Origin of the sequence: Bartonella sp. AP19HLJMH (assembly GCF_042196245.1) — a bacterium.
GTDB lineage: Bacteria > Pseudomonadota > Alphaproteobacteria > Rhizobiales > Rhizobiaceae > Bartonella.
Window position 1 is genome coordinate 1 of record NZ_JBHIPX010000079.1, and the last position, 940, is coordinate 940.

The 940-nt window shown below is 42.4% G+C and carries 1 pseudogene; it reads right to left on the bottom strand.

Annotated elements, in window-relative coordinates:
- A pseudogene (locus tag ACFINR_RS09465) lies at window positions 1–940 on the bottom strand (hypothetical protein); the annotation flags it as partial.

Sequence of the window (940 nt, forward strand, 5' to 3'; positions counted from 1 at the left end):
TCTTTTTCATCACCTATCTTGATTACCTTCGTAGCATCATCCTGCTTAACAAGACTATCTCCTACAACTTTATTAATTTCATTGGTAATCTCTTTATGTAAATCCGTGAAAGAAGTTCCTACACCGGCAAACGCTGAAGCCACATCTGTATAGCTCTCCTCACTCTCAGTTCCATCAGATTTTACTGTTTTAACCGTGAACTTAGGTTTGCTCCATTTACCATCCTCATACTTAGCTCCTCCACCTAAAGACTTCGCAACATCGCTCCCTAGTGCATATAGCTGGTTACCCGCTACAGCATCCGTTGACGTTCTACTAATGTCTCCATTTTTAAGAGACGTTATCTTGCTGCTCTCTTTACTGTCCCCATGCGTCGCTACAAAGGAATGTGCAGCGTCGCTCCATAATAAAGCATCACCATTAACCGCTTGAGTAATATTACTTAGTTTATCCTCAAACTTTTTGACCTCATTAGACAGATGTGTGTTCACATTCTTGACACTCGTATCAAGACCCGCAAAAGCACTACCAACATCATTGAAGCTCGTCTTTACCACATCACCATCTGCAGAAACATGAGAGATCTCGTAAGTCGGAGCTGTCCATGTGCCATTCTCATACTTAGCTTTACCACCTAAGGACTTCGCAACACCGCTCCCTAGTGCATATAGCTGGTTACCCGCTACAGCATCACTTGAGTCTTTAGTTATAGATCCATTGGAAAGCGATGTTATCTTGCTGCTTGTATTCTCTTCACCATGCGTTGCTACAAACGCACCTTTAGACTTATCCCACAACAAGGCGTCAGCCTGAGCAGTGGTAATTTCATTGGTAATCTCTTCGGTAATTTCATCCTTAACATGATCGATTTTATCTTTAACATTCTCGAATGAATCACCAACACCAGCAAAGGCAGACGCGACATCGTTATAACTCGAGG